This window comes from Corynebacterium sp. sy039, assembly GCF_007904105.1.
Taxonomy (GTDB): Bacteria; Actinomycetota; Actinomycetes; order Mycobacteriales; family Mycobacteriaceae; genus Corynebacterium.
Map to the genome: position 1 here is coordinate 1799610 of NZ_CP042325.1, position 24437 is coordinate 1824046.

Below are 24437 nucleotides of genomic sequence, written 5' to 3' on the forward strand. Positions count from 1 at the left end.
GCACCCAAACATACGCAAAACCCCAATCCTTAGCGGTGATCACTCGACCGACCGCCACAGATTGGGGTTCACGTGTAAATGCAGTAACTAGTTTTACGCTGCGCGCAGATGTCCGCCAGTAGTAACTTTAGGACGGTCTTTCTTCGCTACAGTCTTAGCCTGCTTAGCGACGTTATCTTTCACACTTTCAGCGATAACGGTCTTAGGTGCAGGCTTAGATCCTGGTTTAGAATCGACAGGTTTATCCTGCTCAGGTTGTTCAGGATTGCCCTCAGGCTCTACCACTGTAGTAACAACCTCACCCTGCTCAACCTCTGTGTCTGTGTCAGGCACAGTTGGTGGAACAACAGGAATCTTAGGCTCCTCACGTTCTTCAGGACGCTCACCAGGCTTCACAGGTTTGTCCTGCTCAGATTCCTGTGGTTCTTCAGAAGGAGTAGGTTCCTGAGTTTCCTCACTTGGCGTTGGTTCCTCAGACTCCTGAGGTTCCTCGCTAGAGGTTGGTTCCTCGGAATCTCCAGGTTCCTCAGTTTCCTTGGAAGGCTTAGCAGGCTCAACCTCCTCTTCCTCAGAAGGAGTAGGTTCTTCAGATTCCTGTGGCTCCTCACTAGGTGGAACCTCAGTCTCCTCATCAGGACAAAGAGTAATATGCTGGAAACCCTGATCACAGTTATCCTCACCACCATTAAGCGGACCAAAATAATTCACCGCAGGATTCAAGTGAAGATTAAACGTCGACTGATAAGCACCATATTTATATGCACCAGCAGACTCAATGTCAGTACCAATCGTGTCAAACCGATCAGTGTTACGAGTAACAGCACAGGTACCCACACTCGTTAAACCATGCTTCGTACCTTGCTCAGCATACAAAGCAGCAATCTTCTCATTCTCCAAAGCGATTTCTTTGTTGCGCTGCTCAATCTCTGCTTTACGAGCTGGAGACGCAGACTCATCCTCAGGAATCATTGGGATAGACACAGGAGGTAGTTCATCAGTACGACCCCACGCATAATCTTTCAGACTCTGGCAACCCTCTTCAGCGCTACCAGGTCCACCTTCCTCAGAAGAACACTTCCACAGCATATTCTCCGCACGAATCGGAATATAGGTATCCTCACCAACTGCTTCCACAGTACCGGTAACCTCAAAAGTGAATACACCCAGCGCGTTCAAGCCGATTTGATAGAAATCCCAATCAGGCTGATCAGCAAAAGAAGAGCGCTGGACACCATACTGCATACCCTCTTGATCGCTCCGATTCTCAGGATAGCCATCATATTTCAACAAAGAACCAAAAAGATTCTTCACAAAAGACGACACATGATATGTCTCGTTATCCTTTAGTTCCTCCATTGAATCAACAATAGGAACCTGGTAATCCACCATCTTTGCAGGAACATAGCTCCAGCTAAAATTATCAGAAGAGTAGTATTTTTGCGCCGGCATATGCGTCAACCTAATCGACACATCTTTCACCGTAGATGGGATCATAATCTGCGCACCACGAGAGGTTTGGATGTGATCCTCAGACATCGCCAAAGGTGATAACTGCACCTGCCACGTGACCTGTGTTTCATCCCCCACCTGTTTTACACAGGTAGAACCTGTATCACAGTTCGCACCACCCCACGAACCACGAACATTATCCCTGCTATCGGCTAATACTGAGGGGGGGGGGCTAGAAAACCCGCACCAAGCACACTTACGGCAACAGTCGCCGCAGCACGCTTAGCAAAACGATTCAACAACATTATTTCCTCTATTCTCCTAGGAAAAAGAACAAAAACACTTTCCAAGCCATTCTCAGCCCCAAAACACAAAGCTGAGAAAAACCTAAAAGCCCCCTCATCATAACCCAAGACATAAAGAAAGTCCTAGCACCAATGGTGCCAGGACTCTTGCATGAAACAAAAATTACGCTACGCGCAGATGACCACCCGTGGTTACTTTAGGGCGGTCTTTCTTCGCTACAGTCTTAGCCTGCTTAGCGACGTTATCCTTCACACTTTCAGCGATAACGGTCTTAGGTGCAGGCTTAGATTCCGGTTTAGAATCGGCAGGTTTGTCCTCAGGTTTTTCTTCCTTATCCTCAGGCTCTACAACAGCAGTAACAACCTCACCCTGCTCAGCATCAACGTCTGTGTCAGGCACAGTTGGCGGAACAACAGGCTTAACCGGTTCCTCACGTTCCTCAGGACACTCAGCTGGCTTCACAGGCTTAGATTCAGAAGGAGTAGGTTCCTGAGTTTCCTCACTTGGAGTGGGCTCCTCAGACTCTACAGGCTCATCGCTAGAGGTTGGTGCCTCAGAATCAGTTGGCTCCTCTGTTTCCTTGGAAGGCTTAGCAGGCTCAACCTCCTCTTCCTCAGAAAGCGTAGGCTCTTCAGATTCCTGTGGCTCGTCAGAAGGCGTTGGCTCCTCAGACTCTACAGGCTCCTCACTAGGTGGAACCTCAGTCTCCTCATCAGGACACAACGTAATATGCTGGAAGCCCTGGTCGCAGTTATCCTCACCACCAAGCAACGGACCATAATATTGCACCGCAGGGTTCAAGTAAAGATTAGATATCCGCACATACTCACCATACCTGTAACCACCATGCTCAATATCCTTACTAATCGTGTCAAAACGGCCAGTATCACGAGTAACCGCACACGCACCCACACCAGTCAAACCATGCTTTGTACCTTGCTCAGCATACAACGCAGCAATCTTCTCATTCTCTAACGCAATCTCTTTATTACGTTGCTCGATTTCTACTTTACGAGCTTCAGACGCAAACTCATCCTCCGCAATCATAGGAATAGACACAGGAGGCAACTCACCCGTACGATTCCATGCGTGTTTTTTCAAGGGTGCACAACCTTGATCAGGGCTACCAGGTCCACCCCCCTCAGAAGTACACTTCCACAACATATTATCCGCACGAATCGGCACATACGTATCCTCACCGACAGCCTCAACAGTACCGGTAACCTCAAAAGTAAAGATACCTGGCATATTCAAGCCAATCTGATACGTATCCCACGCTGGTTGATAGGCAAAAGAAGACGGATCAGCACCAGTAGTGGAAGTAGGTTGTTTACCATTGGTATACTTATAGAAGGGACTTACTTTATAGCGTTCTTCATTTGCTTTATCTACCTGATTATCGTCAGAGATAAAAGGATCACCAGAAAATTCAGCAGCATCCCTGATGGGAACATCAAAATCTACTTGCTGAGCAGGCACAAACGAACCATACCCTCTATCACTTTCAGATTTGGTCGTTTCGATAATATTTCCATCCAAATCTTTCCACACATATACAGTAGCGTCATCAGTAGATACCTGCTCTGTTGGCATATGCGTCATCTTGATAGACACATCTTTAACCGTGGAAGGAATCATAATCTGCGCACCACGAGAAGTCTGCTTGTGATCTTCAGACATCAACAAAGGCGATAATTGTACCTGCCAGGTAACCTGCGTTTCATCCCCCACTTGTTTTACACAGGTAGAACCAGTGTCACAGTTCGCACCACCCCATGTACCATGAACATTATCGTAGCCACCGGCTAATACCGAGGGGGGGGGGCTAGAAAACCCGAACCAAGCATACTCGCGGCAACCACAGCCGCAGCACGCTTAGCAAAACGATTCAACAACATTATTTCCTCTATTCTCCTAGGAAAAAGAACAAAAAGCACTTTCCAAGCCCTCTCAGCCACAAAACAAAGCTGAGAAAAACCTAAAAGCACACTCATCATAACCACAGAACAGGAAATATGCCAGCTCATGCGTCGCTAAGTACGTCGTATTTTCTTCGCTATCCATGTCACACCAACAGGCAAAACAGTAAACACAACCGTCCCCACACCCGACAACACCAACGCACAACCCCCACCCACACACTGCACAAGCGGAGCACCACACACATACCCCACCAACATCGCCGAACTATTCACCGAACCCATCGTCGACAAAGCCTTCGGACGCACCCGCACATCAACAGCCCCCACCACCAACAACCGCAACGCCCCAACCTGCACCGCATTACACACCCCCGCAACCAACGCACACACCACCCCCACAATCACACTACGACCCACCCCAACACCAGCAATCGCAACACCCATCACCACACCACCAACAATCAACACCACAAACGCATTCCCCTCACGCACCCGCGACGACAACCGCGCCCCCACAATACGCCCCACAACAAACCCCTGACCCAACACCGCATACCCCAAACCCCCAGCATGCAACTCATTCAACGCAAAAAACACCAACGCCACGTTATACACCGACGTAAAAATAATCGCCACCCAAATACTCTGCAACGCCACACGCGCCTGCCGATGACGCAGCAACAACGAAGGCGCTTCCACCAAACGCCGCCAAAAACTACGCTGATCTCCCCCTGCACCCTGACACTGCTCATCATCACCCACACGCGGTGCCCCCACCACGCACAACACCACAATCACACACAGGTTCACAACAATCTCTGCGAGAAACGCACCAGAAAGCGACACCCGCTCAACCACCACACCGCCAGCAGCTGAACCAACAAAACCACCAACAAGACGCGCAGTATCAAGCCTGGAAAACACCTGCGCCGCCGCCAAATCAGGCGCAAGTTTTTCCGTTAACGAAAAAATCGCCGGGATACTCACCCCAGCCAACGCCGAACTAACCAACGTCCCCGCAATCAACACCACAGGACGCAAAAACAAAACCAGCGTCACCAGCACCACTATCTCACCAATAATGCTGCCAATGGCAACAGTACGGATTGAAAACTTATCAAACACCGGCGCTAAGAAAGGCGCAACAAAAATACTCGCACACGCACTCGCAATAAGCGTACCGCTGACCACCCCCGCACCCGCCCCCGTCGTAGCAAAATGCACAGACACCCCAATACTGGTCATAGCCCCACACAACACAGTCAAAAAATACGCAATTATTAGGGCTTTGACCTTGTGCATTGCTACTTACCTTTCATCGCATGGAGTGAGCAAATAATGCGATAGCTGTTGCCACAGACACGTTGAGTGATTCCACCTTATCGCTCATCGGTATCGAAAAACGCATTGACGCTAAAGAATCAAGTTGCGTCGACGGCCCATGACGCTCGCTGCCCATCAAAATAGCAAGCCGCTGCTGCACCTGTGCGATCTCGCTAATGGGGTGGGCGGCGTCGGCGCTTAATGTTGCTAACGCAATGCTGTGTTCTTGGACATAGCACACAAAATCGCTGCGCTGCGCTAATACAACCGGCAATGCAAAAACTGTCCCTCGGCTAGCACGCACTAAACGACGATCCACAATAGATGTTAAGTCACTATCTACTAGCACCACTGCCGAGGCATTCAGCGCACACGCAGTTCTGGTAATAGCCCCGATATTCCCCGCCAGCTTTACCCCATCTAGCACAATAATATCGCCATGTAGATGTGTAATATCGCTGAGCTGAGCAGGCTGCGGAACCTGTGCCAGCGCAAACAGACGAGAGCGTTTTTGCGTCCCAAAAAGGTGCTTTGCCACATGAACTGCCAAACGATACACAGGTAATCCGTGTTCGTCGAGTGCCCTCTGGGTAGGAGCATCAATCTCAGTGTCACCTGTAACAAATACCTCCGTGAGCACAATTCCATGCGCGAGCGCTTGAACGATATTCTCACCGTCATCAATGACAAATAGATCGCTGTCAGTATGAGCATTATCCGCGCTGAGAGCTTGTGCAATGCGTCTTACCTGGGCGGTTGTCGGGTCGTCGAGAAGCGGAATGTGGGTAGTGTGCGGGGAAGAATGCTGCGAAGTATCCGTCATTCCTCTATCTTGGCACACGCGAACCTAATGTCAATTAGGCTTTGTGGGTGACTCCGCAGAAATAAAAAAATTCTTTATGCCCCTGGCATAAAGAAAAATGGAGGGAATGACGGGAATCGAACCCGCGTCTTCAGCTTGGAAGGCTGAGGTATTAGCCACTATACGACATTCCCACAACGCTTTGCGCTTCCTCAGAGAGTAGTACAAACCTTGCAAAAAACAAAATCTCCTGCTCGAACCGCCTCTTTTCCATCTCCTCCCCGCACTTTCCTTCGCAATTGCCGCCACCGTTTCCCGCCGCTTTTCCAGCAGGGAAACAGCACAATTGCAGCTAAAAACTTTTAAGAAAAATTGCCCGGATAATATACGCACTCACCTGCTCTTTTTCTTGATCTTCCTTAGAAAATGTGCCGGTCGATAGAAACACACGCGTCGAATTGCTGAGAAAACTTAGTTACTATGCAACCATGAAACCGAAGATAATCGACATTGATACTGGTCATGAGCTATGGACAGCTATCGAATGTGCTACATTTTCTCACACTGCTCGCGGCACATTCACCAGCTATGCAGGACGCGGACGCGCACCAGCACCCGTCGCTAAGCTTCATGGACTTACTCTCTGGGACCGTAAAGACATTGAAGAGTGGGTAGCGACGCGCAAAAAGACAAAATCATCGCACAACTCTTGAGCCTGCGCATAGGAACTATTTTCGACGCTGCGTCGTTGGGGAATTAGAAAACTTAAGCCGTAATTCTCGCCTGGTTCGGAGTGCCCATGCTGATTTTACTTTCCCTACTTGCTCTTGCTGTTGTCGCACTAGCGCTTCGCGCTAAAACAAACAATAAGCAGCTAGAACAAGGAAAATTTGAGGATGCCATTGCCGACGCGCGTCGTTGGACTGAGCGTTTGGGTTCCCAAGTTCTCACTATTGCAGGCACCGATGCCGCGTCTACGCAGGCTATTGCTGATGCCTCTGAGCGCTATACTGCAGCTTCTTCACAAATCGCCCAGGCCACCACAGTTCGCCAAGCAGAACTTGCGCGAGAATCAGCTCTTGAGGGCTTGTACTATATGCACGCAGCGCGCGAAATCATGGGGCTGCCCGCAGGTCCAGAGTTGCCGCTTCTTGAGGGGCAAAAGAAAGCTGGAAAAGTCACCGAAACACGCACTATCACTCAAGAAAACGGTCAAGTGCTCACTGCTTCTCCCGTCGCTACCGACGTCACCCCAAACTACTACCCCGGTGGAGTTGTCGCAGGTCGCCCAGTGCCAGCTGGCTGGTATTCTGCACCTTGGTGGGCTGACGCCATGCTTTCTGGGGTGTGGACTGGTCTTTCCTTTGCAATGTGGAGTTCTCTCTTTACCGGAATGAGCGGTATCAATAGTGATGCCTGGTCTGATGGCTATGCCGACGGCTACCAAGAAGGACTCGATGCCGCAGATTCCGGTGCAGATGCAGATTTCAGCGATGCTGGCTCTGACGATGGTGGTTTCTTCAATTTTGATGGCTTCGGCGATTTCGGCGGCGATGGCTTTGACTTCGATTTCTAAGCATTTGCCCACTGATCGCACCCATCACACCCATAGCACCAGTACTGCCGCACGCAATAATAAAACCTGGTAGTCCACCAGGACAACCAGGTCAAAATCCACAAACTACTTAGTTTGTTTCTGGCGCAGCAGGAACCTCAGGGGCAATACCAGTACGCTCATAATCAGCAAGAATATCAATACGACGCTGATGGCGCTCCTCTTTAGACCACTCCTGCTCCAAGAATGCATCAACAATAGCCAATGCCTCTTCCTCGGAGTGCATTCGCCCACCAAGCCCAATCAACTGTGCATTATTATGCTCGCGTGCCAACCGAGCAGTCTCAGGCGACCAGGCCAGAGCACAACGCGCGCCACTTACCTTATTAGCAGCGATCTGCTCACCATTTCCTGAACCACCTAACACAATCCCTAAAGAACCAGGATCATTGACTACACGACTTGCTGCTTCAATACAAAACGCAGGGTAATCATCTTGAGCGTCATACACATACGCACCACAATCAATAACCTCATGCCCTTGTTTTTCTAAATGCTCAGCAATAATGTTTTTCATCTCGAACCCTGCATGGTCCGCTCCAAGATATACGCGCATACTCTTTATCCTATCCAAAACCCCAGCAGAACTCTCAGTCAAAACGAGGAGATTCGCTACGCGAACGCTTAATCTCAAAGAAATAAGGATACGAAGCCAACTGCACCGCCGCGTCGAAAAGCTTTCCGGCTTCTTCACCACGCGGAATACGAGTAATAACCGGACCAAAGAATGCGGTATCACCCATTTTTACCACGGGAGTTCCCACTTCATCCCCCACTGCATCCATAGCGGTACTGTGATACTTACGCAATTGCTCATCCCACTGCTGTGTATGAGCAACCTGCGCATATGCACTATCCAAACCAACTGCGACCAAAGACTCGCTAATCAACTCATCATAAGCGTCATACCCTGCTTTTGCACCCTGCCCACCAGGGTGAATACGAGTTCCTAAATCTGTATAAAGCTCATCAAGTTTCTCCGGGTGTTCTGTGGCAATGGCAGCAAAAACACGAGCCGGACCCCAATTAGCTTTCATCTTATCCATATACGCCGGATCAAGATCACGCCCTTCATTGAGCACTGACAAAGACATAGGCACCCACTGCACCTTAATATCACGCACCTGCTCTACTTCTTTTATCCAACGTGAGGTCACCCAACAAAACGGGCACGACACATCAAACCAGAACGTTACTTCATTACTCATATTCTTCCTTAACGCTTATAAACAATTGCACTCTGCACACGCCTTTACGTGGCATCCCCTTATGAGGGTACTCCGCTTAGACTTGACTCTCATCCTCCCGGATAGAATAGATGCAATAAATAACCACACACAGTAATGAACAGAAAGCAGGGAAAATGAATCATCGCTCCACAAATCTCACGCGCTCCGACGCACAACAACGCAAAGAACTACTTGAGGTGGCACATTACGACTTCACCATTGACCTCACCCACGACAGCCACACCTTTCCCTCACACACGACAGTAACATTCACCACAAAAAAGCCTGGCAGTACCTTTATTGATCTCATTGCCCGCGAAATCCACCAAGCCACACTTGATGGAAAAGACATCACCCCCACCGAGTACGACTCTCACCAAGGTCTCACCCTAGCTGACCTTGAACCTGGCCAGCACACCCTCACCATTCATGCCCTCTGCGAGTATTCTCGCACTGGGCAGGGCTTACATCGCTTTGTTGATCCTGCCGATGATGAAACATACTTCTACACCCAATTCGAGACAGCAGACGCAAAGCGAGTCTTTGCCTGCTTTGACCAGCCAGATCTTAAAGCCACCTACGACATTCATGTCATTGCGCCGCAGGATTACCACATCATCACCAACGCACGACAACGCGTCGAAAAGCATGAACAGGCAGATAAAGCACTATTCCATTCCCGCATTGACTATCCGCTTTCCACCTATCTCGTTGCGCTATGCGCAGGTCACTACCATAGCGTGCAGGATACCTGGACTGGAACTTTGACCCACCACCAGCAAACTCCAGCGGATCAACCACATAAGCTCAGCATTGACCTTGGGCTTTATTGTCGTAAATCTCTTGCACAGCATCTCGACGCCGAGGTGATTTTCCAAGAAACAAAGCAAGGTTTCGACTTCTACCACGCCAATTTTGGTATCGCCTATCCCTTTGACAAATACGACCAACTCTTCGTTCCGGAATTCAACGCAGGCGCAATGGAAAATGCGGGTGCCGTTACCTTCCGCGACGAGTACGTTTTCGCTGATAAAGTAACACGGTATCGTTATGAGCGCCGTTGCGAAACCATTTTGCATGAAATGGCACATATGTGGTTTGGGGATCTGGTCACAATGTCATGGTGGGATGATCTCTGGCTCAACGAGTCCTTCGCTACCTGGGGTTCTGTTATTGCTCAAGCAGAAAATACCCAATACGACACAGCATGGGTGACCTTTGCCAATACCGAAAAATCCTGGGCATATAAACAAGACCAACTCCCCTCCACCCACCCCATCTCTACCGATGCGCGCGACATCGAAACCGTGGAGCAAAACTTCGACGGCATCACCTACGCAAAGGGGGCAAGCGTGCTCAAACAATTGCAAGCCTACGTTGGTCGTGACGCATTTTTCGCAGGAGTGCGCCAACACTTCGCCACTCACGCTTTTGGCAACGCCACATTCGACGACCTTCTCAACGCCCTCGAACAAGCCTCTGGGCGCGACCTGTCCGACTGGGCACAGCAATGGCTCAAAACCACTGGTATCAATACCCTTGCCCCTGTCTTTGACACAGACAATGGCACATACACGAGCTTTGCCATTACCCAAAGCGGCGCTTATCCTGGCGCTGGTGAGTTACGCACCCATCGCACAGCTGTAGGCCTGTATTCGCTTATCGACGATCACCTAGTTCGCACCCAGCGCATTGAGGTAGATATTACGGGTGAGCGCGTGGAAATACCTGAATTGGTTGGTAGTGCGGTTGCTGATGTTATGCTCGTCAACGACGATGATCTTGCCTATTGTTTCATGCACCTAGATGAAAACTCATTGCACACAATCATTGAGCATATGGATAAGTTCGTCAACCCTATGCCACGCACCTTATGCTGGTCAGCTGCCTGGCAGATGACGCGCAATGCACAGATGAAAGCACGGGACTTCATTCGCTTAGTTGCCAACCATGCCCAAAAAGAAACAGAAATCTCAGTCCTAGAACTACTGCTAGGACAAGCACATACCGCCTTGGAATTGTACGCCGATCCACAGTGGGCGCAGGAACAAGGACGCGCGTATTTCGCAGCAGCTCTCGTCGAGGGGCTACGCAATGCTCAGCCTGGTTCTGATGAACAACTCGCTTTTATCCAGCACCTTGCCAAAGCACACCTCAACGACGATGCGGTAACAATTTTCCGTGATATTCTTGCCGGTTCCAGCGCACTAGCCGGAATCAGCATTGATAATTCCTTGCGCTGGTGGGCATTGACCGCTTTAATAGCGCACGGTTGCTATAGTCCCGAGCAGGCTGAACAAGAAATTGCCGCACTTCGCGCTGCGGATAATACCTCTGCAGGTCATGTAGCTGCTTTGCGAGCAGCAGCAGCGATCAATACCACAGAGAATAAACAAACAGTGTTTGCCCAGCTCACTGCGATTCCTAATCCACTGAGTAACTTAGAATTGCGGCACACAATAGAAGGTTTTGCTTTTAGCGGTAGCACACCTTATCTGGAACAATTCAATGAACAATTCTTTGAGTTAGCTACCTCAATCTGGCATAACCTCCAGCCCGACGTGGCTTTATCCATTGTCAGTGGTATTTATCCGCGCTGGGATATCAGCTCGGCTGGCATTGCGCGCGCTCAAGCCTTTTTAGCAGCCGATATTCCAGGTGGACTACATCGCGTTATTGCCGAGGCAAAAGATGATCAAGAACGCGCCTTACGCAATCAGCTTTTCGACGCAGAGCCTAAGCATTAGAGCTGTTCAAGGGCTTGGGTGACGTCGGCAAGCAAATCTTCGGTGTCTTCAATGCCCAAAGAAATACGCACCAATTCACGAGGTACCTCTAGGCTAGAGCCAGTCACAGATTGGTGCGTCATAGTTGCGGGGTGCTCAAGCAAAGATTCCACCCCGCCCAAAGACTCAGCCAAACAAATCAGCTTGGTCGATAGACAAAATGTGCGTGCTGCCTGCTCAGTATGAAAGAGTACCGACACCATGCCACCAAAGCGTTTCATCTGCTTTGTTGCAACCTCATGCCCAGGATCATCACTAAGACCTGGATAAAACACGCGCGCCACTTTGTCACTGCTGTGCAATAATTGCGCCACTGCCTCAGCATTATCGCAATGACGCTCCATGCGCAGCGCCAATGTTTTTATTCCGCGCGCAGTCAGATACGCATCAAAAACGCTAGGAATTGGCCCTACGCCACCTTGGAGGAACGCAAGTTGTTCGTCGAGGGTAGCGTCATTGGTCACCACAACACCGCCGACCACATCAGAATGTCCACCAAGGTATTTGGTAGTGGAATGAATGACAATATCAGCACCAAGGAGCAAGGGGTTCTGCAAATATGGCGAGGCAAAGGTGTTGTCCACGGCGAGGGTAATGCCATAATCGGCAATAGCACCCGCAATAGCTGCTATATCACTGACTGCCAAGGTAGGATTTGATGGAGTTTCTAACCAGACGAGCTTTGTCGTGTCTTGAATTGCTGCGGCAACATCTTCCACTTTGGTGGTGTCGACCACAGTATAGGTAATTCCCCACTCACGGAATGTGGTATCTACCAGGCGAAAAGTACCACCGTAGGCGTCATGCCCAAAGATAAGGTGATCGCCTGGGCGCAATATAGCGCGTAACACAAGGTCGATCGCTGCCATTCCGGAAGAAAAAGCACGCCCGTAGCTGGCTTGTTCCAAGGCTGCAACTGTTTTTTCTAAAGCAGCAATAGTGGGATTACCGCAGCGAGTGTACTCAAAACCACCGCGCAATTCATTCAGACCATTTTGTGCAAATGTGGTCGACGCATAAATTGGTGTATTGATTGAGCCATAGAGCGAATCTGGTTCATATCCTGCATGAATACTTGCAGTGCTAAAGCCTTGGGTTGCGTCGGAAGCCATAATTCTCCTTGGTCGGGGCACACGTGACGTTAAGGTGACCCTCATTGTAGACTACGGCGTGTGAAGGCGGTCGAAGTCTAGGGCGATCATGAATATAATTTTCTGCACAAACTCGGTGATTTAAGCTACCGTGGACAGTATATGGAAACGCACATGAATCAATTATCACTATCATCGTGGTGGCATACCTGGTGGGAATCAGAAAAAGCACAAGAATGGCTGGTCGATAAGCCAATCAGCATTGTGCTCACCCTCCTTACTGCCCTCGTACTGCATTGGGTTCTTGGCAAGCTGATCAATAAGACAGCACAGATCAACATCAATAAAAAGCCTGCCCGGGTGGCTTTATCTTTATTCGAGCGCACAGGATCAGACTCTGCTGGTCACGCATTATCGGCTACTCAAGAGCAACGGCGACAATCGCGTATTCGCACCCTCGCTGCGGTGGGTCGCTCTGCTGCGGTGATTTTCGTATGGGCGTGGGCGTGCCTTTCTATTTTGGACACTCTTGGTATCAACGTAACGCCACTTATTGCCTCTGCTGGTGTCGTTGGTGTAGCTCTTGGTTTTGGCGCACAATCGCTGGTCAAGGATTTCCTTTCGGGTATTTTCATGCTCATCGAGGATCAATATGGTGTTGGTGACACTATCGACGTCGGCGAAATCACCGGAACTGTAGAAAATGTCACCCTGCGGCTGACCACTTTGCGCGATGTCAATGGCACCCAGTGGTTTGTGCGTAATGGCGAAATACTGCGCGTGGGCAATTTCTCCCAGGAATATGCGGTGGCGTTGATCAATACACCTGTGAGTTTGGAAGCAGACCCTCAGGCCGCTATTGAGACTGTCAAACGTGCAGTTGCAGCGTGTGCCACACAGCCAGAAATCGACAAAGTCCTCTTAGCTGAACCAGTCGTAGATGGAATTAGCAGTGTGAATGTTGACCACGTTTTGATTAGAACAAGGGTGACCACCCTTCCGGATCAGCAGTGGTTTGTCGAACGCGAACTTACAGCAGCTATCATTAAAGAGATGAAACAAGACGGAATTGCTTATCCGCGTCGAATGTTCCGATCTATTGAACCAGATTAGGAAACCACTATGCCTACCCCTGAGCCTGTGCCCTTGCCGTTGAGCGAACACTACAAGCACAACCCTCACCAAACTTTTTATGAAGCAGTAGGGGGCGAAGACACTTTCCGCGCCATAGTGCATAACTTTTATCAGCAGATGCGCAGCGACGATCTTATCGGCCCGATGTATCCACATGATGACTGGGAAGGTGCCGAGGATCGACTCCGCTGGTTCCTTGCCCAGTATTGGGGCGGGCCACAAACATTTAGCCAAGAACGTGGGCACCCTCGCCTACGAATGCGGCACGCGCATTTTAGTATCGGTGAGCAAGAGGCCAAACGCTGGCTAGAGCTGATGGATAATGCGATTGCCACGATTGACGAGGATACACTCTCGCCTGTTCATCGTGCTGCCATGCGCGAGCATATGACCAGGGTTGCACATATGCTTATCAATCGGCATTGATGCGTAATAGATTCATCGACTGCGCATGATATACCGTGCCAAAAGGCGCATCGACGCGCACCCAGCGCCGAGTTCGAGATACCCGCAAATGTCGTGGCACAGATGTATTGGTGCTACTCCTGGGGATAAAACCTAACGCTGTGCACGTGAAAATCATGCGCATGGGAATATCAGCATATTCTTCCCCGCACTGCACCCGTATTACATTTTGCTCCAACAAGGACGCAGGGGGACCCAGCGGTCCAGAAAATTGCCGAGCCAATGCCCTGCCTTGGTCGGCAAGCTGATAGGCTACGTCAATCGGAATGTCATCGAGATGCAAAAAACCAGTTGTCGGTGGGAACTGCCCTAACCATGCTGCTTGTTGCGTGTTGAGTTGACTGTGGTGTCCTGGCTTCAGCACAGCTGCAACAGGCACACTCATGCTCTTTTCTGTGCCAGATACCAAGCTGCCGACGAAACGTCGAGAAGCAACTACGCCAAAAGGTGTGGGGACGAAAACATCAATGGGGGCAGGTGTTGCCACTTCCTCTGGCGCTGCCACATATGCCAGCCGTGCTACTGCGTTGGCATCCATGCTAAGGACGCGCTGCAGAAAGGAATAAAGACCTTGTTCGCCCGAGCTAATGGTGAATAAATCGGTACCTATGCTCATTATTACGCTTGCTTATTGATGTTCTCTAGGATTATTTCGATCTGTTGCCCTGGTTAAGCTGCTCCAGCACTAAACTTTTGGAGGAGTTCTTTTTCTGCTTCAGTTATTTTACGCGGTGTGGTGGTAGTAAGGTCAATAGCTACTTGCACTGCTTTTACTTCAGCACAGATATTTCCTGCTGCGTCTTTAATATGCTGTGTTGTGGTAAAAGACGTAGAGCCAATATCACTGACATAGGTGTCTACCGTCGCTGCTTGTGTATCCGGCATAATGGGACGCATATAATCGACCTCTATTTTGCGCACAAATACAGCTGGTATTTGCTTATCTGCCCCAGTAAGTTCTTCCAGCGCCATGACAGTTCGTGCTTCTTGAGCTAATTCAATATACGCAGAGTTTGTGATATGACCAAAGCGGTCAAAATCTGACCATCGACAAGCAATTTTTGTGGTGTGTACTCGTTTTTCTGATGTCATTCTTTCCCTCACAATTGACTTTATGAATATAGAGAACAGCCTGAAAACTATCTAAAAACTATAAGGTGTGGGTTTTTACATCCACACCTTATACCTATACACCCCCAACAGGAAGGCTGCCCGTTTTTAGGCGAATTGCTAGGGTTTTATTGGCATATTTTTAACGTGTGAGCTTACGGTGTGTCACACGAGATGGTCGTGCTGCTTCAGCACCAAGACGCTCAACTTTGTTCTTTTCATAGTCCTCGAAGTTGCCCTCGAACCAGAACCACTGACCTTCTGCAACATTCCCCTCCCAAGCAAGGATATGGGTACAGGTGCGATCCAAGAACCATCTATCGTGAGAAATCACCACTGCACAACCAGGGAATTTCTCCAACGCATTTTCTAGAGAACCCAAAGTTTCCACATCAAGGTCGTTTGTTGGCTCATCGAGCAAAATCAAATTACCACCCTGCTTGAGAGTCAATGCGAGGTTAAGTCGGTTACGCTCACCACCAGAAAGTACCTTAGATGGCTTCTGCTGATCTGGACCCTTAAACCCAAAAGCAGACAAATAAGCTCGAGAAGGCATCTCATTTTGACCAACGTGGATATAATCCAAACCGTCAGAGACTACTTCCCATACTGTTTTTTCTGGGTCGATATTCTCACGATTCTGGTCAACATAGCTCAGTTGCACAGTCTGCCCAACTTTTACTTCACCTGAATCTGGCTGCTCTAAACCAACAATGGTCTTGAACAAGGTGGACTTACCCACACCATTAGGACCAATCACACCCACAATGCCATTGCGAGGCAACGTGAACGAAAGGTCTTTAATGAGCACACGCCCATCAAACCCTTTGTCTAAGTGTTCTACTTCAACTACTTGATTACCCAAACGCGGTGGTGTTGGAATCTGAATTTCCTCGAAATCCAATTTCTTATACTGCTCAGCCTCTGCTGCCATTTCTTCATAGCGCTGCAAGCGAGCTTTGTTTTTAGCTTGGCGGGCTTTGGCACCAGAACGCACCCATGCCAATTCTTCTTTCAGACGACGCTGCAACTTCTGGTCTTTCTTACCTGCAACTTCAAGACGCTGCGCCTTTGTTTCCAGGTAGGTGGAGTAGTTGCCTTCATATGGGTAAAGCTTTCCGCGGTCGACCTCACAAATCCATCCGGCGACGTGATCGAGGAAATAGCGATCGTGTGTCACGGCAAGAACAGCGCCCTTATAGTCTTGCAAGTGCTTTTCTAGCCACAACACGCTCTCTGCATCAAGATGGTTGGTCGGCTCGTCGAGTAGCAAAAGATCTGGTTCAGATAGCAAGAGTTTTGCCAACGCGACACGACGACGCTCACCACCAGAAAGATGGGTAACTGGTTGGTCAGAGGGGGGACAACGCAATGCTTCCATTGCTTGTTCAATTTTTGAGTCAAGTTCCCAGGCATCTGCTGCATCGATCTTATCCTGCAGCGCGGTCATTTCTTCCATCAGCTCATCGGTGTAGTTCGTCGCCATTTCCTCGGCGATTTCCTCATAACGCTGCCGGATTTGGAAGATTTCCCCTAGGCCTTCCTCCACGTTTTGACGCACTGTTTTTTCTTCATTCAGCGGTGGCTCCTGCAAGAGGATTCCGACAGTTGCTCCTGGGTCTAAGAAAGCCTCTCCATTGGATGGCTGATCTAGACCAGCCATAATTTTGAGAATAGAGGATTTTCCGGCACCATTAGGACCAACAACACCGATCTTAGCTCCTGGGTAGAAAGCCATGGTGACGTTATCGAGGATAACTTTATCGCCAATAGCTTTGCGTACGTTTTTCATCGTATAGATGAATTCGCCCACAGTTTTGCTCCTTATGTATTCAAGAATTCACAGTATTCATGTTATGGATTGTGAAAATAAAATTTCAGTCACCCCACAGGCTACCCTACATACCCATATTCATGCTTAACTTCACACACCAATGCGCACATTATCTTCTTGACTACTATAGTCAATATCTATTTCTGGCAGCTCAGAGCTGTGTGGAACAGGTAGCTCATCATATGAAGAGTATGTCGTCTCCCCGGCAAGGGATTTGCGCGAACCAACAACATAGCGACTTAACTCCAAACCAATATAATGCGCCCGCATAACTGCTTTAGAGCGACTTTGTTGAGTTTCTTTATCTATCCACGATTGCGTAAAAATATAACCGTGCACAAGCACTGGGCGACCTTTTATCAAAGATTGTTTCGCGTTAAGAGCAAGCTGACCCCAGCATTCTACGTCGATAAATAGGGTGTCAGTATCGACCCATTCTGTATCGGAATTGGCAATCACATTCTCGTGCATATGAGAACGCCGTACCCGCCGTGAAGATGCAAGACGCAGCTTACACAGATGACTGTTCTTCGTTTTGATCAAGGTAGGCGTCTCAGTGAGGTGTCCGACGAGAGTTGTCATAATATGCATGGGCATTCCTTTCTGTATGTAGTGTGCTAACCCATGCAGCTAGTGTCCACGGAAGGTCGTCGCCAGAAAAGTGAAAAATTTTTCTGCACAAAAATCTGTGGATTACTCACCACTGGCGACGGTTATCCACAACTTTAACGCCGATTTCTCTGATTCATTTGCGCAAGCAATTCATTGTACTGAGCCAATTCATCGTCATCATCTTGGGCAGCACGCTGCTCATACTCTTTTTCCGCCTTACGATCTTCTTGCAACCACTCGATGAATAATGCACCAAACACCACCAACAGTGGAAAAGCGCCCGACGCCCACGCAATACCACCACCAACATTTTGATCGTGCATCAAATCTACCGGGAAAGGAAGATCAAGCTCGGAATAAAAATCTTTGGCAAGAATGAGCGACAATTGCATGAGATACACGCCAAAGTACAAATGAAACGGCATGGAAAACAGCAGCCACATTATCCTGATGATGACTTTATTCTTACGCGGCTTTGGATCAAGCCCAATCATTTCCCAATAATATACATAGCCAGAAAGGAGAAAAACCCAGTTCATGAGCAAGTGCCCAGCGTGTTCCGACACCATAAGGTCATACCAAGGGGTGATATAGAGCAAATAGAAAATGGTAATGAACTGGATAGTGTTAAACGCTGGATGCATGATGAACTTCAGAATCCGAGACTGACAAAAAGCCTCAATCCACTCGTGCAGCCCAGGTTGTTCAGGTGGATTCTTCTTTGTGACTTCAAGCGCAAGACTCAGTGGCGCCCCCAGAACCAAAAACACTGGTATAACCATAGAAATCACCATATGAGCGACCATGTGCATACTGAACATAGCTGGCATATACAATCCAATACCAGAACTCATCACAGTGCTTAGCCCCACAGAACCAAGCAAGAACCAAAAAGTCCGCTGCCACTTCCAGGTTTTTCCTTGCTTCTTTAATTTCCACAACCCCCACAGATAAGCAAGAGTGATAATGATGCCAAAAGTGCTAAACATGATGTCGAAACGCCACACTGACCAGATATTCCAGAAAGTCGGCGCTTTAGTAACTTCATACCCCATCTCAAGCATCATTTTTGACAGCGAAGTATAGAGCGGCGGCGGTGGCGGAGTGCGTCCCAAAGACACTGCCACTCCAATGGTTGCAGCCATAATAAATACCTCAGCAATGGCGATACGCACAAAAAGTTTTGGACGATCATCCAACTGAGGGATTGTTTTTTTGCGATGAATAAGCCCAAAGAATGCCAGTAATAGCGTCAAAATAATCTTGGCCACAATCGCTTGACCATAGCTTGTGGTAAAAAGATCCTCGAGTCGCATACGAACCGCCGCATTAATCACACCTGATGCGATCATGGCGAGCATACTAACAAAGGCGAGCATGGAGAAGCGTCGTACCGCAATGCTCAATCCTGGCCCCAACCTGCGTGCATGCGCTATCAAACCTAAAAGACCCCCCACCCATAGCAATGCAAAGAAAAGGTGCCACAATAATGAATTCGTACCATAATCATGATTGCCGCCCGACGCAGAGTGCCCTTCCAACCCCAAAGGCAGCACAATCGCAAACGCCCCCACCAGCAGCAATGGCTGCGCTGACCATTTACGACTAAAAACCGCAATAACCCCCACCACAAAAGCAATTATCGACGACACCAACCACGCTTTAGCAGCCGCAATAAGTTCCAAAGCATCACCCCATGCCGACAACTCAAGGGACTGAAAAAAAGGTTGACCCGACGTATCAGAAAGAGTCATCGGAATCATCAGCAAGGCTACACAGGCGTAGAGCAAAGCAGCAGCAGCACCAGTTCGAGTGGAAATAAGCCCGTCGACGCTCAGCCGAGAATCTATCGGCATAATAAAAAACGCCGAAGCCAAAAAACTACCCACGCTAAGCGACACCAAAGTCCAGGCTACTGCTCGCAAAAACGGATAACCCATTGTCGTCAAAATACCAGGATCAGGGATACCCAACTCTGCCAAAGATTCACCAAGAAAAACCCAGCCGAGCGTTGCTGCTACAACACCAGCTATCACTATGAAAATCAGATACACAGGTTTTGCAGAACGCACCGAAGTGGAAGAATCAGACATACATCCAGCCTAACTCACTGCGTAGGATTTCAGCTAACTCCATATCACTGGCAGAATTCCCACACAGTTCTCACATGATATTTCCTTTTCAGAGCCCTTTTTTCGCATGACCTGTGATGTTGCGCTAATCTATATAGGTTGCTTATTAAGCAATTGCCTCCATAGCTCAGTGGATTAGAGCAGTCGGCTTCTACCCGATTGGTCGCGGGTTCGAATCCTGCTGGGGGCGCTTTTGTTTACACTGTTCAGGTACCTTTTTCCTTTTTATAGCCAAGGAAACTGGGGATTTTCCCGAGCAGCAAATTATTGTAGGTACGCCACATAAGCGCAGCAGCGTAAATGCTGCCGAGCGCTTCGGTTCTTATGACTCCACCGTCAGCGTCGCGTCGACGGCATTAACTCAAGGAATCAATACTCACGCGCAATCCCTGAAACAACACGTAATGCTGCCTCGCGTAAAGTCGCCAAAGGTACCTTGTGATATTCAGCGCTAAAGGCTGTGTCTTCACTGTGCGCAGGAACATGAATAAAAGTTGATGGAACGCCACTATAGGCGGCGCAATAAGTCACGCCCTCGCAAATATAAGAACCAGCATCATCAGATGCTGCAACGGGAATTTCGGATTCAGACAACCACTCTTGAACTTGCTGAGGGCTAATATGTGGATGAACTTTCTCCGGATATTCTGCCCCCTGGCGGTACGGTTTATTCCATGACACACCATTGTTATCAGGTTTTGCTCCGCCCCAGTTTCTTGCCACTGTTTCGACTCGAATATCAGGTGTCTTACCGGATAAACCAAAAGAACAAATCGCTATCGGACTATGCTCCCCGATAAGACGCTCAAGCTCTGCAAGACCACCATCATACATCACAGGCAATTGTGCCCTAAGAATACGATGCCCGAGTATTTCCTCGGGTAATTCCGCAAGCATTTCCCAAGAAGTATTGCGAGGATTTCCAGCGAAAGGCTCGAAACCAGTAACAAGAATTAACGACATGCTTTTTGTCCTTTTTGTGTTGTAGCACCCACCCCACACAATACGCACCAACACCACCCCACAACAAACCCCCACACACAACACACCCCCGGACAGCGTGCACGATGCACCCCTACCGACACACGATGCGCACCCGCACCCCACAGGTAGCACACACCCCCTGTGCCCCCCTTGTGCACACACAAGCAAGCACACAAAAAAAAGGGGGTGTGCACCACCAACGGCACACACCCCACAACACAATATTAAAAAACCAATGTTGGCAGCGACCTACTCTCCCACACCCTCCCAGATGCAGTACCATCAGCGCAATCAGACTTAACGACCGGGTTCGAAATGGGACCGGGTGTACCCCTGACACAACAACCACCAACACAACCACAAGAAACACCACAAAAGGATGCCCCCCATGCCATGCCAGACACTGCACAGCAAACACAACACAACTCTTCTTCACCACCACACAACACAGCACAGCAGCACACATCTACCCCAAATGCATCCCAACAACCATATATTTTCCCATTATTGTTGTTGTTTTTTATCGGCCAATTAGTACCAGTCACCTCCACCACTCACATGGCTTCCAGACCCAGCCTATCAACCCCATCATCTACAGGGAACCTCAAACGAAACCTCATCTCAAAACAGGCTTCCCGCTTAGATGCTTTCAGCGGTTATCCCTCCCGTACGTAGCCAACCAGCCATGCCCCTGGCGGAACAACTGGCACACTAGAGGTACGTCCGTCCCGGTCCTCTCGTACTAGGGACAGCCTTCTTCAAGTTTCAACGCGCGCGGCGGATAGAGACCGAACTGTCTCACGACGTTCTAAACCCAGCTCGCGTGCCGCTTTAATGGGCGAACAGCCCAACCCTTGGGACCTACTCCAGCCCCAGGATGCGACGAGCCGACATCGAGGTGCCAAACCATCCCGTCGATATGGACTCTTGGGGAAGATCAGCCTGTTATCCCCGGGGTACCTTTTATCCGTTGAGCGACACCACTTCCATACGTAGATGCCGGATCACTAGTCCCGACTTTCGTCCCTGCTCGAGCCGTCACTCTCACAGTCAAGCTCCCTTATACACTTACACTCACCACCTGATTACCAACCAAGCTGAGGAAACCTTTGGGCGCCTCCGTTACACTTTAGGAGGCAACCGCCCCAGTTAAACTACCCACCAGGCACTGTCCCCAACCCGGATCACGGGCCAAGGTTAGATGCTCAATACAATCAGAGTGGTATTTCACCAACAACTCCACCACAACTAGCGTCACAGCTTCACAGTCTCCCACCTATCCTACACAAACCGCACCAAACACCAATACCAAGCTATAGTAAAGGTCCCGGGGTCTTTTCGTCCTGCCGCGCGAAACGAGCATCTTTACTCGTACTGCAATTTCACCGGGCCTGTGGTTGAGACAGCAGGGAAGTCGTTACGCCATTCGTGCAGGTCGGAACTTACCCGACAAGGAATTTCGCTACCTTAGGATGGTTATAGTTACCACCGCCGTTTACTGGGGCTTAAATTCTCCGCTTCGACCACAAGGATCTAACAGGTCCTCTTAACCTTCCAGCACCGGGCAGGCGTCAGTCCGTATACATCAACTTCCACGTTTTCGCACGGACCTGTGTTTTTAATAAACAGTCGCTTCCCTCTATTCTCTGCGACCACCACCAGCTCAACACGTCGTTCACCAACAGTGGCCCCCCTTCTCCCGAAGTTACGGGGGCATTTTGCCGAGTTCCTTAACCACAGTTCACCCGAACGCCTTAGTATACTCTACCTGACCACCTGTGTCGGTTATGGGTACGGGCCATACACACACTCGCTAGAGGCTTTTCTCGACAGCATAGGATCACCAACATCCCCACAACGGGTACGCATCACGCCTCACCCACATGTACACCGGATTTACCAAGCATACGGGCCACACGCTTACACCACAATCCAATAAGTGGCTCGGCTACCTTCCTGCGTCACCCCATCACTTGACTACTACCAGCTCAGATCCCACGCATCACACACACAACAACACAAAGCCATCACATGCTTCAGGGCAGTTAGTATCACCGATTCACCACTTGACGCGCATATACGGGTACCAGAATATCAACTGGTTATCCATCGACTACGCCTGTCGGCCTCGCCTTAGGTCCCGACTCACCCTGGGAAGATTAGCTTAACCCAGGAACCCTTAGTCATCCGGCGGAAAAGTTTTCCACTTCTCATTCGTTACTCATGCCTGCATTCTCACTCGCACACAATCCACAACCCATCACCAGACTGCTTCACACCATGCACGACGCTCCCCTACCCAAACAACAAAAAAATTGCTTGCCGCGGCTTCGGCGGTGTACTTGAGCCCCACTACATTGTCGGCGCAGAACCACTCGACCAGTGAGCTATTACGCACTCTTTCAAGGATGGCTGCTTCTAAGCCAACCTCCTGGCTGTCTTCGCGATCCCACATCCTTTCCCACTTAGTACACCCTTAGGGGCCTTAACCGGCGATCTGGGCTGTTTCCCTCTCGACCAACGGAGCTTATCCCCCGCAGTCTCACTGCCATGCTCTCACTTCACCCGCATTCGGAGTTTGGCTGACATTGCTAAGATGATAGTCCCGCTCAACCAACCAGTAGCTCTACCTCAGGCAAGAAACACACAACGCTGCACCTAAATGCATTTCGGGGAGAACCAGCTATCACGGAGTTTGATTGGCCTTTCACCCCTACCCACAACTCATCCCCTCAGTTTTCAACCTAAGTGGGTTCGCGCCTCCACAACCTCTTACAGCTGCTTCACACTGGCCATGGGTAGATCACCCCGCTTCGGGTCCAGAACATGCCACTCACACACCCCATTAGGATTCGCTTTCGCTACGACTACCCCACACGGGTTAACCTCGCGACATGCCGCTGACTCGCAGGCTCATTCTTCAAAAGGCACGCCATCACCCCAAAAGGCTCTGACGGATTGTAAACACACGGTTTCAGGTACTATTTCACTCCCTCCCGGGGTACTTTTCACCATTCCCTCACGGTACTCATCCGCTATCGGTCAATGCAAGTATTTAGGCTTACCAGATGGTCCTGGCAGATTCACAGCAGATTCCACGAGCCCGCTGCTACTCGGGTAACGCAACAACCCATGACACACACACTTTCACGTACGGGACTCTCACCCACTACGGCAGGCCATTCCAAACCACTTCCGCTAACACACATGCCACAAGCAACCAGCAGACAGACCAGTCACATCACACACCCACAACCCCCATCATGCAACCCCTGCCCGGTATCACACACAACAGGTTTAGCCTCATCCACGTTCGCTCGCCACTACTAGCAGAATCATTATTATTTTCTCTTCCTACGGGTACTAAGATGTTTCACTTCCCCGCGTAACCCCCACACCACCTATACATTCAATGGCGGGTAACCACACATAACTATGGCCAGGTTTCCCCATTCGGACACCCTCGGATCAACGCTCGATTGACAACTCCCCGAGGACTATCGCGGCCTTCCACGTCCTTCATCGGCTCACACTACCAAGGCATCCACCGTGTGCCCTTACACAAAAACAACAAACAAAAAACAAAAAACAACTAAGACACAAAAAAGAATAGACACAAAAAAAAATTGCATCGCGTCCACTA

Annotated in this window: 18 protein-coding genes, 2 tRNA genes and 2 rRNA genes; 6 read left to right on the forward strand and 16 right to left on the reverse strand. The window is 49.5% G+C overall.

Annotated features, from left to right (window positions below):
• Positions 1-93 precede the first annotated feature (93 nt).
• The 5 genes from FQV43_RS08115 to FQV43_RS08135 all read right to left on the reverse strand — a co-directional run bounded on the left by FQV43_RS08115 (position 94) and on the right by FQV43_RS08135 (position 5996).
• Complete coding sequence (locus tag FQV43_RS08115; protein ID WP_146339908.1) at positions 94-1587, reverse strand: hypothetical protein; 1494 nt, start codon at positions 1585-1587, stop codon at positions 94-96.
• A gap of 330 nt (positions 1588-1917) precedes the next feature.
• Positions 1918-3486 (reverse strand): hypothetical protein, encoded by a 1569-nt coding sequence (locus tag FQV43_RS08120; RefSeq protein WP_146339910.1) that lies wholly within the window; start codon positions 3484-3486, stop codon positions 1918-1920.
• 302 nt (positions 3487-3788) lie between these two features.
• Complete coding sequence (locus FQV43_RS08125; RefSeq protein WP_146339912.1) at positions 3789-4979, reverse strand: MFS transporter; 1191 nt, start codon at positions 4977-4979, stop codon at positions 3789-3791.
• A gap of 13 nt (positions 4980-4992) precedes the next feature.
• Positions 4993-5823: a TrmH family RNA methyltransferase gene (locus FQV43_RS08130; protein WP_146339914.1), complete on the reverse strand. Its 831-nt coding sequence runs from the start codon at positions 5821-5823 to the stop codon at positions 4993-4995.
• Positions 5824-5921: 98 nt separating this feature from the next.
• Positions 5922-5996: transfer RNA gene (locus tag FQV43_RS08135), tRNA-Gly, on the reverse strand.
• A gap of 294 nt (positions 5997-6290) precedes the next feature.
• On the opposite strand from FQV43_RS08135, the gene FQV43_RS08140 reads away from it, so the two are divergent.
• Positions 6291-6515, forward strand: coding sequence for an AlpA family transcriptional regulator (locus FQV43_RS08140; protein WP_144273397.1), 225 nt, complete (start codon positions 6291-6293; stop codon positions 6513-6515).
• An 80-nt stretch (positions 6516-6595) separates the two neighbouring features.
• Entirely contained in the window at positions 6596-7378 is a 783-nt protein-coding gene (locus FQV43_RS08145) for a DUF1542 domain-containing protein (RefSeq protein WP_146339916.1), read from the forward strand.
• 109 nt (positions 7379-7487) lie between these two features.
• Here FQV43_RS08145 and FQV43_RS08150 read toward each other — a convergent pair whose 3' ends face one another.
• On the reverse strand, positions 7488-7973 hold the full coding sequence (locus FQV43_RS08150; RefSeq protein WP_146339918.1) for a ribose-5-phosphate isomerase: 486 nt from the start codon (positions 7971-7973) through the stop codon (positions 7488-7490).
• Between the two features lie 34 nt (positions 7974-8007).
• On the reverse strand, positions 8008-8625 hold the full coding sequence (locus FQV43_RS08155) for a DsbA family protein (protein WP_146339920.1): 618 nt from the start codon (positions 8623-8625) through the stop codon (positions 8008-8010).
• A 155-nt stretch (positions 8626-8780) separates the two neighbouring features.
• Here FQV43_RS08155 and pepN point away from each other — a divergent pair, with 155 nt between their 5' ends.
• Complete coding sequence (gene pepN, locus FQV43_RS08160; RefSeq protein WP_146339922.1) at positions 8781-11393, forward strand: aminopeptidase N; 2613 nt, start codon at positions 8781-8783, stop codon at positions 11391-11393.
• Here pepN and FQV43_RS08165 read toward each other — a convergent pair.
• Positions 11390-12544, reverse strand: a complete 1155-nt coding sequence (locus FQV43_RS08165; protein ID WP_146339924.1) for a cystathionine gamma-synthase — start codon at positions 12542-12544, stop codon at positions 11390-11392. The genes pepN and FQV43_RS08165 overlap by 4 nt on opposite strands.
• Before the next feature lie 153 nt (positions 12545-12697).
• On the opposite strand from FQV43_RS08165, the gene FQV43_RS08170 reads away from it, so the two are divergent.
• On the forward strand, positions 12698-13636 hold the full coding sequence (locus tag FQV43_RS08170) for a mechanosensitive ion channel family protein (RefSeq protein ID WP_146339926.1): 939 nt from the start codon (positions 12698-12700) through the stop codon (positions 13634-13636).
• A 9-nt stretch (positions 13637-13645) separates the two neighbouring features.
• Positions 13646-14083 (forward strand): globin, encoded by a 438-nt coding sequence (locus FQV43_RS08175; protein WP_144273404.1) that lies wholly within the window; start codon positions 13646-13648, stop codon positions 14081-14083.
• Here FQV43_RS08175 and FQV43_RS08180 read toward each other — a convergent pair.
• The 5 genes from FQV43_RS08180 to FQV43_RS08200 form a co-directional block, all read right to left on the reverse strand.
• Positions 14070-14738 (reverse strand): hypothetical protein, encoded by a 669-nt coding sequence (locus FQV43_RS08180; RefSeq protein ID WP_146339928.1) that lies wholly within the window; start codon positions 14736-14738, stop codon positions 14070-14072. The two genes, FQV43_RS08175 and FQV43_RS08180, sit on opposite strands and share 14 nt — an antisense overlap.
• Positions 14739-14791: 53 nt before the next feature.
• Positions 14792-15214 (reverse strand): thioesterase family protein, encoded by a 423-nt coding sequence (locus FQV43_RS08185; protein WP_144273406.1) that lies wholly within the window; start codon positions 15212-15214, stop codon positions 14792-14794.
• A gap of 160 nt (positions 15215-15374) precedes the next feature.
• Positions 15375-17045, reverse strand: a complete 1671-nt coding sequence (ettA, locus tag FQV43_RS08190; RefSeq protein WP_144273407.1) for an energy-dependent translational throttle protein EttA — start codon at positions 17043-17045, stop codon at positions 15375-15377.
• 111 nt (positions 17046-17156) lie between these two features.
• Positions 17157-17657, reverse strand: a complete 501-nt coding sequence (locus FQV43_RS08195) for a single-stranded DNA-binding protein (RefSeq protein WP_168195075.1) — start codon at positions 17655-17657, stop codon at positions 17157-17159.
• Between the two features lie 134 nt (positions 17658-17791).
• Positions 17792-19771 (reverse strand): cytochrome c oxidase assembly protein, encoded by a 1980-nt coding sequence (locus tag FQV43_RS08200; RefSeq protein WP_144273409.1) that lies wholly within the window; start codon positions 19769-19771, stop codon positions 17792-17794.
• Positions 19772-19926: 155 nt separating this feature from the next.
• Here FQV43_RS08200 and FQV43_RS08205 point away from each other — a divergent pair.
• Positions 19927-20000, forward strand: a tRNA-Arg gene (locus FQV43_RS08205).
• 179 nt (positions 20001-20179) lie between these two features.
• Here the strand turns inward: FQV43_RS08205 and FQV43_RS08210 are convergent.
• The 3 genes from FQV43_RS08210 to FQV43_RS08220 form a co-directional block, all read right to left on the reverse strand.
• The gene (locus FQV43_RS08210; protein ID WP_146339932.1) at positions 20180-20773 is read right to left on the reverse strand and encodes a hypothetical protein; all 594 of its coding nucleotides are present in this window, start codon (positions 20771-20773) and stop codon (positions 20180-20182) included.
• Between the two features lie 257 nt (positions 20774-21030).
• Positions 21031-21147 (reverse strand): 5S ribosomal RNA (gene rrf, locus FQV43_RS08215).
• A gap of 157 nt (positions 21148-21304) precedes the next feature.
• Positions 21305-24366: ribosomal RNA gene (locus tag FQV43_RS08220) — 23S ribosomal RNA — on the reverse strand.
• Between the last annotated feature and the right edge of the window lie 71 nt (positions 24367-24437).

Excerpts from the sequence above, each read along its gene's own strand:
- FQV43_RS08125 (WP_146339912.1), bottom strand. The coding sequence starts at position 4,979 with ATGCACAAGGTCAAAGCCCTAATAATTGCGTATTTTTTGACTGTGTTG.
- FQV43_RS08130 (WP_146339914.1), bottom strand. The coding sequence starts at position 5,823 with ATGACGGATACTTCGCAGCATTCTTCCCCGCACACTACCCACATTCCG.
- FQV43_RS08140 (WP_144273397.1), top strand. The coding sequence starts at position 6,291 with ATGAAACCGAAGATAATCGACATTGATACTGGTCATGAGCTATGGACA.
- FQV43_RS08150 (WP_146339918.1), bottom strand. The coding sequence starts at position 7,973 with ATGCGCGTATATCTTGGAGCGGACCATGCAGGGTTCGAGATGAAAAAC.
- FQV43_RS08155 (WP_146339920.1), bottom strand. The coding sequence starts at position 8,625 with ATGAGTAATGAAGTAACGTTCTGGTTTGATGTGTCGTGCCCGTTTTGT.
- pepN (WP_146339922.1), top strand. The coding sequence starts at position 8,781 with ATGAATCATCGCTCCACAAATCTCACGCGCTCCGACGCACAACAACGC.
- FQV43_RS08165 (WP_146339924.1), bottom strand. The coding sequence starts at position 12,544 with ATGGCTTCCGACGCAACCCAAGGCTTTAGCACTGCAAGTATTCATGCA.
- FQV43_RS08170 (WP_146339926.1), top strand. The coding sequence starts at position 12,698 with ATGAATCAATTATCACTATCATCGTGGTGGCATACCTGGTGGGAATCA.
- FQV43_RS08175 (WP_144273404.1), top strand. The coding sequence starts at position 13,646 with ATGCCTACCCCTGAGCCTGTGCCCTTGCCGTTGAGCGAACACTACAAG.
- FQV43_RS08180 (WP_146339928.1), bottom strand. The coding sequence starts at position 14,738 with ATGAGCATAGGTACCGATTTATTCACCATTAGCTCGGGCGAACAAGGT.
- FQV43_RS08185 (WP_144273406.1), bottom strand. The coding sequence starts at position 15,214 with ATGACATCAGAAAAACGAGTACACACCACAAAAATTGCTTGTCGATGG.
- FQV43_RS08195 (WP_168195075.1), bottom strand. The coding sequence starts at position 17,657 with ATGCATATTATGACAACTCTCGTCGGACACCTCACTGAGACGCCTACC.
- FQV43_RS08200 (WP_144273409.1), bottom strand. The coding sequence starts at position 19,771 with ATGTCTGATTCTTCCACTTCGGTGCGTTCTGCAAAACCTGTGTATCTG.
- FQV43_RS08210 (WP_146339932.1), bottom strand. The coding sequence starts at position 20,773 with ATGTCGTTAATTCTTGTTACTGGTTTCGAGCCTTTCGCTGGAAATCCT.